The organism is Thiolinea disciformis DSM 14473 (assembly GCF_000371925.1).
Classification (GTDB): Bacteria; Pseudomonadota; Gammaproteobacteria; order Thiotrichales; family Thiotrichaceae; genus Thiolinea; species Thiolinea disciformis.
The window spans coordinates 153,760-162,662 of sequence record NZ_AQVE01000006.1 but is presented as its reverse complement, the minus strand read 5'-3'; the positions used below and the strand labels follow the sequence as shown (position 1 = coordinate 162,662).

Below are 8,903 nucleotides of genomic sequence, written 5' to 3'. Positions count from 1 at the left end.
TTCAATCTCTTAGAAACTTACCTTGCAACCATGCACGCCGCGACATAGGCTGTTGCAGGCGTTCGGCTAAAGGCTTTTCGGCTTGGTATTGGTCTTTGGCTGAACTGTGATCCGGCTGCAGCACGGCTAATAAGGCATATTGCGCGGTTTGCTCGGCAGCTTGTTGATCTTCAAACTCCAACACTGGCGAAAACAGAGAGCAAGTCCAGTAAAAACCAATCGGATCTTCGTAATTCACAATAAAATCATAAGTCCCTGCGGGTAATTGCAAAAACTGTCTACTACCTACTTGCTCCTGCGTTAAAACCTCTGGCACAAAAATCAGATTCATAAACCAAGGTGTGAGCACGACACCTAAAAAACCTTGCTGATGCGGTTCAAAACCAAACGCTTTTACGGTTATGCCGGTATGCAAAAAGGGCAAATCCTGCATACGCATCTGTTGAATGTTCTTGAATAAATGCTCAAAACGTTCAACCCACATAGCCGATGTTAGTGGCACACGATCATTCATCCTGTGACACCATAAATTGATGCTTGGGCGCATCGCATTCGGGACAACGCCAGTGCTCCGGCAATTGTGAAAAGGGTGTTCCAGCCGCTATTTGCCAATAGTCGCAACCTTCAGCCGGATCATAGACACGCCAACAAATCTTGCACTCCATCTTATCCGCATCCTTAAGGCGTGCATTATCACCACCATAAGAACCTTCAAAACCGCCCTGTCTTGGCATACTCATTGATAAATCTCCAAAATTTCTGCCAAGCGCAGCGCACTATCCTGCAAATCTTCCTGTGCGGCACGCGCCACTTCTGGTACATCGATAATCTCAATCGTATTGAGGATCAGTGCATCATCAGAGTTATAAAACTTCACCCACCACACATTACGTTTTTGCGTACTACCAATACGACAATTGCCATAACCACGCGATAAAATCGTGACCTCCCCCACCCCTAAACGCTCACCCAGAAACGCCAAATCATCAGGCGAAAGCGGCAATAAGGATAAATTAATCACATGTGCTAAGGTGTTGGCTTGCCATGCGTGGCTTTGCTCGACGATTTCCGTAATCAGTGACGGTGAATTAATAATACCTTGGGGTAAATGCTCTAAATCAGTATCGATGGGCGTTGCATTCGCAAAGGTCTTGTCACGCACCACCGAAGGAATATCGCCAACCTCAATCACGTCACTGACTAGCACTTGCTGCGCATCATAAGTTCTTACCCGCCAAATACCGGTCAATACCGATTCTTGAATGTGTAAGCGTGGACTACCCTCGTAAACCACACTGACCTCGCCTTCATTCAAGACTTGATTGACCAAATCCAAATTGGCCGCATCCAAATGCGAAAGGTCAAACACTAGCGCTGGCCTACCCGCTCGGTAGTTCGCCATCGCTTCTTGTAAACGCCGCAATAAAGCTTTTGCCTCAACTAAATTTTCAATCTCTTCTGGCTCGGGCAAGATCGGCGGATGGTAAGTAGGCATAGCACCGGGTGAACCGGTGAAATTGAACTGCTCATCCCCCTCTTCTATCGGCTGGGTGCCAATGCCTACAATCGGAATCCCCAGTGGGCGTCCCTTATATTGAAACTCAGACATCGTTTTTCTCCTCTACTGGCTGACCACAGGAATGCCAATGGATAAGGGTCGCTTGGGTGGCGAGGCTAAAATGGTTTGAATATCTTGTAGATAAACCGACCAATCTTGGATACCGGTAATTGCACCGAGATAGTGTTGGTGTTTCATAAATACCAAGGCTGGCCAAGACTGGAAGCCATACAAACTTTGCAATTTCTTCTCATCTGGCTGAGCAATAATCGCCGCTTGAAACTTACCTTGAAAAACCTTTACTAACTCGGGCAACACGACTGCCACATCGTTGGTTTCAGGAAAGCGATTAGGGTCTTCGGTAAAAAACAACACACTGTACTCATGCTCATCCAAAAACGCAGACAAACTCGCTGCATCCACCAAAGGATAGATTTGCAAAAGACGCTCGATTAAAGGAGATGACATGGGTTTATCCTCGGTTCAACACTTGCGCACGCAAATGCTCAGGTAAGGGGGGTTCGCGCTCGATCAAATCAGCAAATAAACTATCTAGGCTCGCGTTAGCATTCACGCCTTGCTGCATCACCAACTGCATGGCCTTTAAGGCTTGGCGCGTAGCCTGTGCTTGTTCTGCACTCATCACTTCACGCGCCGCACCTAAGAAATTTAATACCCATGTTCCGGCGGGTTGTTCGCCAACCAATAACATATCCAGTAATTGCTGTTCCCCTTCAGCTTCACACAAAGCATAAGTGCCGCGCATTTCCAGCACTTGCATTGGAATCCCCATACACATCAGCGATCCCTCCAATGATCCACAGACACACTCATGGCTTGCTCAATGGGAGAAGGTTTTGGATCAAACTTAAGGCTTGGGTCAGTCAACACCCGATCATCTCCCAAACGGCACGCAAGCTGCTCGGAAGGGCGTCCTGACTCATATTGCGCCAGTGCTATTTGTGAAGGCGATAAGTGTTCGTGGCTGGGTAGTGGTGTAGCGCGGGGTATTGCATGAATACCTTGATCTGCTAAATAGCGAAGCGCACAGTCAATAGCAAGCTGAATTTGGGCTTTTACTGCTGGGCGAAGGCTGCCGCCATAATCGTCTAATTCGACCGGCTGAACGCCAATTAATAAAAGCTTTTCCGGATAATGTCCCAGCAATTGCGAAGTCGCTAAGACCTCTTGGAAGCCCGTTTGATGCAGGCTCATTTTTTTTGCGCCCATGAAATTAGGCACATCGGCATCAGCTATCAGTTTGAGCGTACCCCCTTCCAAGCCGTAATCAATAGCATCAAATACCACTAAAATATCCGCCGCTTGTACGTGCTGAACCAGATAAATGCCTTGGGTGCCACCATCCATCAGGGTGACATGCTCAGGGAATTGATAATGCTGATGCAGTACTTCAATGCAACGAACCCCAAAACCTTCATCGGCCCAGAGCACATTGCCGATACCCAACAGCAATACACGCTTTACTGTCACTGGAAACCTCCTTACCTCACAAGTGAAATATCCTATTACACTTTTGAAAAAAATTGAAAGACTTATTTCCAATAACTGACAAATTAACTACTTGGATACTTCCGCTCAATACTAAGAAGCAATGATTAATGTCTGATTTTATTCACAAAAGAATAATAAAAAAACTCTTTAGGATTGCTTGGCACAGGATTTGCAGAAACCGACGAAAGGCGTAAGCCTAGACTAAAAAGAGGAGAGCTTCCCCCATGTTAGAAACCTTCTATGATGTGATGCGTCGTCAAGGGATTTCACGCCGCAGCTTTTTGAAATACTGTAGCTTGACCGCTGCTGCACTCGGCTTAGGCCCTGAATTTGCTGGTAAAATTGCTCATGCCATGGAGAATAAACCAAGGATTCCGGTGCTTTGGCTGCATGGTTTGGAATGTACTTGCTGCTCCGAATCCTTTATTCGCTCAGCGCATCCTTTAGCTAAAGATGTGGTGTTATCCATGGTTTCCTTGGATTACGATGACACCATTATGGCGGCCGCTGGTCAGCAAGCCGAAGCTATCATTGAAGAAACTATTCAAAAATATGATGGCAATTTCATCCTAGCCGTGGAAGGTAATCCGCCGCTCAATCAAGAAGGGATGTCCTGCATTATCGCTGGCAAACCCTTCGTGGAACAACTCACCAAAGTCGCAAAACATTGCAAAGCTATTATTTCGTGGGGCTCTTGTGCATCGTATGGCTGTGTGCAAGCAGCCAAACCCAATCCCACTAAAGCTACGCCAGTTCACAAAATTATTACCGACAAGCCAATTATAAAAGTCCCTGGCTGCCCACCGATTGCCGAAGTCATGACAGCGGTGGTGACTTATATTCTGACCTTTGAACGCTTCCCTGAATTGGATCGCCAAGGCCGTCCCAAAATGTTCTATAGCCAGCGGATTCACGATAAATGCTACCGTCGTCCCCACTTCGACGCGGGTCAATTCGTGGAAAGCTTCGACGATGAAGGCGCACGTAAGGGCTATTGTTTATACAAAATGGGGTGTAAAGGGCCAACTACTTACAATGCTTGCTCGACCATCCGTTGGAATGAAGGCACGTCTTTCCCGATCCAAGCCGGTCATGGTTGTATTGGCTGCTCGGAAGATGGCTTCTGGGATAAAGGCTCGTGGTATGCACGTCTCACCGATATTCCAGCCTTTGGTGTGGAAGCGAATGCCGACAAAATTGGTATTGCTGCCGCTGCGACCGTAGGCACTGCCATCGCTGCCCATGCCGCAATGTCTGCGGTGAAGCGTGCTAAATCCACTCAAACTACTGCTGCTCACGACGAGCCCAAACAAGGAGCGTAATACATGGCCGTTATTCAAACGCCTAATGGTTATTCGCTGGATACTTCCGGTCAACGTGTGGTAGTCGATCCAGTGACACGCATCGAAGGTCATATGCGCTGCGAAGTGAATATTGATGCGAATAATGTGATCCGCAATGCGGTTTCTACGGGCACAATGTGGCGTGGCTTAGAGGTGATCCTAAAAGGTCGTGACCCGCGTGACGCTTGGGCTTTCGTAGAAAGGATTTGTGGTGTGTGTACGGGCTGTCATGCACTTACCTCGGTACGCGCAGTGGAAAACGCCTTAGATATTAAAATTCCGCTGAATGCGCATCTGATTCGCGAAATTATGGCGAAAACTCTGCAAGTTCATGACCATGTTGTGCATTTTTATCATCTGCATGCGCTCGATTGGGTAAATCCGGTGAATGCGCTGAAGGCTGATCCGCGTGGGACGTCGGAACTACAACACATGGTTTCCCCCTCACATCCCTTATCCAGCCCCGGCTATTTCCGTGATGTGCAAACGCGCATTAAACGCTTTATTGAATCGGGTCAGCTTGGCCCCTTCAAAAATGGCTATTGGACGAACCCCGCCTACAAATTACCACCCGAAGCCGATTTAATGGCGGTAGCACATTATCTCGAAGCATTGGATATGCAGAAAGAATTCGTCAAGGTTCATACGGTATTTGGCGGCAAGAATCCTCACCCCAACTATTTAGTCGGGGGTGTCCCTTGTGCCATCAATATGGATCAGAATTATTCTGCCGGTGCGCCGCTCAATATGGAGCGTTTAAATTTCGTCAAAGCACGCATTGAAGAAATGATCGCGTTTAATAAGAACGTGTATGTGCCAGACGTAATTGCCATTGCCAGCTTCTATAAGAATCAACTGTGGGGTGGCGGTCATGGCGCAATTAATGTGATGGATTATGGTGATTACGCCAAAGTGCCGTATGACAAATCCACCGATCAATTGCCGGGTGGCGTTATCCTGAATGGTAATTGGAATGAAGTGTTTCCGATTGATCCAACTGATCCGGCGCAAGTGCAAGAGTTTGTCACTCACTCGTGGTACACCTATCCCGATGAGTCCAAAGGCCTACATCCTTGGGATGGCATTACTGAGCCGAAATATGAACTAGGTAAAAATACGATCGGCACCTCAACCAACATTCAGCAATTGGATGAAAGTGCGAAATATTCATGGATTAAAGCGCCACGCTGGAAAGGCCATGCGGTCGAAGTCGGTCCCTTATCCCGTTATACGCTCGCTTATGCTAAAGGTATTGAGTATGTGAAAAACCAAGTCGATACCAGCCTCGCAGCGTTTAATAAACTGGCTGGCACTAGCTTGGATGCGAAAACCGCGCTCAATAGTACGATTGGTCGTACCTTGGCACGTGCTTTAGAGTCCGAATATTGTGCTGATATGATGATGGATGATTGGAATCAATTAATCGGCAATATTAAAGCCGGTGATACCGCAACAGCGAATATGGATAAATGGCATCCTGATACATGGCCGAAAGAAGCCAAGGGCTTTGGCACGGTAGCAGCACCGCGTGGTGGTTTAGGGCATTGGATTCGCATCAAAGATGGAAAAATCGAGAATTATCAATGCGTCGTACCAACGACATGGAATGGCTCACCACGCGACCCCGCCGGTAATATTGGCGCATTTGAAGCCTGCCTCATGAATACACCCGTTGAGCGCCCCGAAGAACCCGTCGAAATTCTGCGTAATTTGCACAGTTTCGATCCTTGTTTAGCCTGTTCGACCCACGTGATGGGACCCGATGGCGAAGAACTGACTCAGGTTAAAATACGTTAGGAGAGCATTATGAAATACACCCTAAAACTGACTCAAATGATCCTCCTGCTAACGACTTCGGCTTATGCTGGCACATTAATGGCTCATGCGGGCGATCATCATGCACTCACCCACCTACAGCAACTCGCCCACTTTCTTAGCCATCCTTATCATCTGTTAGGCTTGGTTGGGATGGCGGCGGTCATTGCTGGCATCATGGTTTGGCACTATCGCCAAAGGGGTTAAGCATGGCTAGCCCCACTTCTTATCAACCGGCGGTCTATGTCTACCAAGCGCCGGTACGTATTTGGCATTGGATCAATGCCGCCGCGCTTGTGGCACTAGCCTTGACCGGCTATTTGATAGGTAGCCCCCTGCCTACGCTATCCGGTGAGGCTAGTGACCACTTTTTGATGGGTTATATCCGCTTTGTCCATTTTGCAGCGGGTTATATCTTAGTAATTGGCTTTTTGGCGCGTATCTACTGGGCTTTTGTCGGTAACAAACATTCACGTGAGATTTTTCTGCCTCCTATTTTTAAGCGGGAGTTTTGGGGAGGCGTGTGGCATGAAATAAAGTGGTATGCGTTTTTTGCGGGCGAACCACGCAAATATACCGGCCACAATCCTTTAGCCGTGCTCACTATGCACATCATGTTTGTGTGGGGCATGTTGTTCATGATTGTTACCGGCCTAGCCCTTTATGGTGAAGGCGCGGGCCTCGATTCTTGGCAATTCCAATGGTTTAGTTCATGGCTGATTCCCTTAGTGGGTCAGAGCATGGATTTACACACTTGGCATCATTTAGGGATGTGGTGGATTATCTTATTCGCGATGATTCACATTTATGTAGCCATCCGCGAAGACATCATGTCCCGCCAATCACTAATCAGCTCTATGATTAGCGGCTGGCGCACCTTCAAAGACGAACGCAAAGTAGACGACGGTCATTAACCAGTACTGGGATTTGCCACTTAATTCTTTAGGTGGCATTTTTGACCTAATCCAATGCTTTTGGGTGAGTGCAGTAATAGGCTCAGTGAGCCTATCACTGCTTCAGCTATCGCAGCTTCAAACTAAGGATTTTTAGTGCGCTCGGTCAATCTCACCAAATCATTCATCACGCCATCCAAACCACCATACACATTCAAATTTTGAATACGTCCGGTGATTTTTTCCAAAATCTCTAGTTCTTTTAAGCGCAATAATACGGGATTTCCTTCCATGACTTTCGCGGTATTGTGCAAAGAACGGGTTTCTTGGGTTTCTTCGCGACGACGAATTAAATTAGCTTCGGCCTTTTTCTCAGCTTCCACAACTTGCGCCAAAATCGCTTTCATTTCACCCGGCAAGACAATATCACGCGCACCAACCGTGTTTAGCTCCAAGCCATAGGCTGACACTTTTTCCGCAACAAGGCTCTGAATGGTTTGATTTAACAGATTTTTATCCGCCAATAGCTCATCCAAAGTCTGCGTTGACACCACGGTGCGCAAAGCTAATTGCAATTCGCGATACAAATAGTCTTTGTGATCAGCAAGACTTGTTCTTACCAAGGCTGCATCTTTGACTTGCCATAAGGCCGACAAATTAATACGCAAACCGACACGATCTTTGGTTAAAATTTCCTGACCATTCACCTCCATATTCTGCAAGCGCATATCCATTTGAGTAACTTTAATGCTGTGGTTAAACTGCCACCACGCATACGAACCTGCCGTCAAAGTTTCGCGCTGTTCACCATCGATTTCTAAAAAACCGATGTGGCCTTCAGGAATATGACTCACTGCTACCGAAAATAGCACAACATTACGCAAAGCTGCTTCTTTCGCGTTTATCAAGATATTCGCTAAGTGTTTGGGCACAAGAATATCATCCGCAATATTGACTTTGCGTACTTCAATCACACGCTGCCCACGCCAATACGCCCCGCGCTGTGCAGGGGCTTTGATGTCTTTCAGCACATTATCTTGGTAGACCAAACCAACTTCTTGTTCACCGGTTTCCCAACGCTGAATATCCTCGGCGAAGTGCTCGGGATAAGTATCGGCGAGTGTTAACACCTGCTCTAAGACAGGATTAGTGACCGTTCCCAAAGTGCTCGTGATCTGTACTTTATAAGTATCGCTTAATTCCCAGAACTCGTGTTTACCGGCTTTTAAAACCTCTACGAACTGCTCATTTTTGAACAACAGCCCGCGACTTGCTTCTGGAATAATAACGGTTTTTTTAAATAACATGGTGTTGTCCTTTATTAATAAGTTGGCATTCCTCCCCACTGCCACAGGCTGAATACTTTGGGTAAACGGGGAAACGATGCGCTGCTCGCAGTCTAAACTGCTCGCATGACAACGCTCGCCATCTACCTACCCAGTACTCAGGCTAGCGCAGTAGTGCTCAGCATGGTGGTATCCGAAGATGCCACGCCAAGCGCGGAGGTTTGCCGTTGATGTGCCCTTGCGGGCGAATTACCGTTTCAGGGTAAGTTGCTAATTGGAGTCGAACCAATGACCCTTGATCCTAAATCAAGTGCTCTGCCAGTGAGCTATAGCATGGAGCAACTGATTGGAGTCGAACCAATGACCTCCCGAGTTACTCGGGCGCGCTACCACTGCGCTACAGTCGCAGGTCTGTTTCATACTGCACCGATACGCACACGCGCCATAGGCGGCTGCGTCAGCTAGGCTTGTGAACCTAGTCCACAAGTGACAGTGG

11 protein-coding genes and 2 tRNA genes are annotated in these 8,903 nt (G+C 47.5%); 4 read left to right on the top strand and 9 right to left on the bottom strand.

The window, feature by feature from the left end; all coding sequences use genetic code 11:
- Position 1: 1 nt before the first annotated feature.
- The 6 genes from hybE to A3IE_RS0106830 are packed head-to-tail and all read right to left on the bottom strand — an operon-like array spanning position 2 to position 3,049.
- Entirely contained in the window at positions 2 to 514 is a 513-nt protein-coding gene (gene hybE, locus A3IE_RS20120; RefSeq protein ID WP_020394864.1) for a [NiFe]-hydrogenase assembly chaperone HybE, read from the bottom strand.
- On the bottom strand, positions 507 to 740 hold the full coding sequence (locus A3IE_RS0106850; RefSeq protein WP_020394863.1) for a rubredoxin: 234 nt from the start codon (positions 738 to 740) through the stop codon (positions 507 to 509). Before A3IE_RS0106850 ends, hybE begins: the two co-directional genes overlap by 8 nt.
- Positions 737 to 1,609, bottom strand: coding sequence for a hydrogenase expression/formation protein (locus tag A3IE_RS0106845; protein WP_020394862.1), 873 nt, complete (start codon positions 1,607 to 1,609; stop codon positions 737 to 739). Before A3IE_RS0106845 ends, A3IE_RS0106850 begins: the two co-directional genes overlap by 4 nt.
- Before the next feature lie 12 nt (positions 1,610 to 1,621).
- Positions 1,622 to 2,026, bottom strand: a complete 405-nt coding sequence (locus A3IE_RS0106840) for a thioredoxin domain-containing protein (protein WP_020394861.1) — start codon at positions 2,024 to 2,026, stop codon at positions 1,622 to 1,624.
- 4 nt (positions 2,027 to 2,030) lie between these two features.
- On the bottom strand, positions 2,031 to 2,351 hold the full coding sequence (locus A3IE_RS0106835) for a HypC/HybG/HupF family hydrogenase formation chaperone (RefSeq protein WP_211206803.1): 321 nt from the start codon (positions 2,349 to 2,351) through the stop codon (positions 2,031 to 2,033).
- A 5-nt stretch (positions 2,352 to 2,356) separates the two neighbouring features.
- A complete protein-coding gene (locus A3IE_RS0106830; protein ID WP_020394859.1) occupies positions 2,357 to 3,049 on the bottom strand; it encodes a HyaD/HybD family hydrogenase maturation endopeptidase in 693 nt (230 codons plus the stop codon).
- 245 nt (positions 3,050 to 3,294) lie between these two features.
- Between A3IE_RS0106830 and A3IE_RS0106825 the strand changes: the two genes are divergently transcribed.
- The 4 genes from A3IE_RS0106825 to cybH are packed head-to-tail and all read left to right on the top strand — an operon-like array spanning position 3,295 to position 7,142.
- Positions 3,295 to 4,392 (top strand): hydrogenase small subunit, encoded by a 1,098-nt coding sequence (locus A3IE_RS0106825; RefSeq protein ID WP_020394858.1) that lies wholly within the window; start codon positions 3,295 to 3,297, stop codon positions 4,390 to 4,392.
- 3 nt (positions 4,393 to 4,395) lie between these two features.
- Entirely contained in the window at positions 4,396 to 6,210 is a 1,815-nt protein-coding gene (locus A3IE_RS0106820; protein ID WP_020394857.1) for a nickel-dependent hydrogenase large subunit, read from the top strand.
- A 9-nt stretch (positions 6,211 to 6,219) separates the two neighbouring features.
- Complete coding sequence (locus tag A3IE_RS0106815; RefSeq protein WP_020394856.1) at positions 6,220 to 6,435, top strand: hypothetical protein; 216 nt, start codon at positions 6,220 to 6,222, stop codon at positions 6,433 to 6,435.
- A gap of 2 nt (positions 6,436 to 6,437) precedes the next feature.
- Positions 6,438 to 7,142, top strand: coding sequence for a Ni/Fe-hydrogenase, b-type cytochrome subunit (gene cybH, locus A3IE_RS0106810; protein WP_020394855.1), 705 nt, complete (start codon positions 6,438 to 6,440; stop codon positions 7,140 to 7,142).
- A 122-nt stretch (positions 7,143 to 7,264) separates the two neighbouring features.
- Here cybH and A3IE_RS0106805 read toward each other — a convergent pair whose 3' ends face one another.
- The 3 genes from A3IE_RS0106805 to A3IE_RS0106795 all read right to left on the bottom strand — a co-directional run bounded on the left by A3IE_RS0106805 (position 7,265) and on the right by A3IE_RS0106795 (position 8,814).
- Positions 7,265 to 8,428, bottom strand: a complete 1,164-nt coding sequence (locus A3IE_RS0106805) for a slipin family protein (protein WP_020394854.1) — start codon at positions 8,426 to 8,428, stop codon at positions 7,265 to 7,267.
- 244 nt (positions 8,429 to 8,672) lie between these two features.
- Positions 8,673 to 8,741, bottom strand: a tRNA-Leu gene (locus A3IE_RS0106800).
- A tRNA-Leu gene (locus tag A3IE_RS0106795) sits at positions 8,742 to 8,814 on the bottom strand. It lies immediately after the preceding tRNA gene.
- Positions 8,815 to 8,903: the final 89 nt, after the last annotated feature.

Coding starts and splice junctions, on each gene's coding strand:
- A3IE_RS0106815 (WP_020394856.1), top strand. CDS start 6,220: ATGAAATACACCCTAAAACTGACTCAAATGATCCTCCTGCTAACGACT.
- A3IE_RS0106840 (WP_020394861.1), bottom strand. CDS start 2,026: ATGTCATCTCCTTTAATCGAGCGTCTTTTGCAAATCTATCCTTTGGTG.
- A3IE_RS0106835 (WP_211206803.1), bottom strand. CDS start 2,351: ATGGGGATTCCAATGCAAGTGCTGGAAATGCGCGGCACTTATGCTTTG.
- A3IE_RS0106845 (WP_020394862.1), bottom strand. CDS start 1,609: ATGTCTGAGTTTCAATATAAGGGACGCCCACTGGGGATTCCGATTGTA.
- hybE (WP_020394864.1), bottom strand. CDS start 514: ATGAATGATCGTGTGCCACTAACATCGGCTATGTGGGTTGAACGTTTT.
- A3IE_RS0106805 (WP_020394854.1), bottom strand. CDS start 8,428: ATGTTATTTAAAAAAACCGTTATTATTCCAGAAGCAAGTCGCGGGCTG.
- A3IE_RS0106820 (WP_020394857.1), top strand. CDS start 4,396: ATGGCCGTTATTCAAACGCCTAATGGTTATTCGCTGGATACTTCCGGT.
- cybH (WP_020394855.1), top strand. CDS start 6,438: ATGGCTAGCCCCACTTCTTATCAACCGGCGGTCTATGTCTACCAAGCG.
- A3IE_RS0106850 (WP_020394863.1), bottom strand. CDS start 740: ATGAGTATGCCAAGACAGGGCGGTTTTGAAGGTTCTTATGGTGGTGAT.
- A3IE_RS0106825 (WP_020394858.1), top strand. CDS start 3,295: ATGTTAGAAACCTTCTATGATGTGATGCGTCGTCAAGGGATTTCACGC.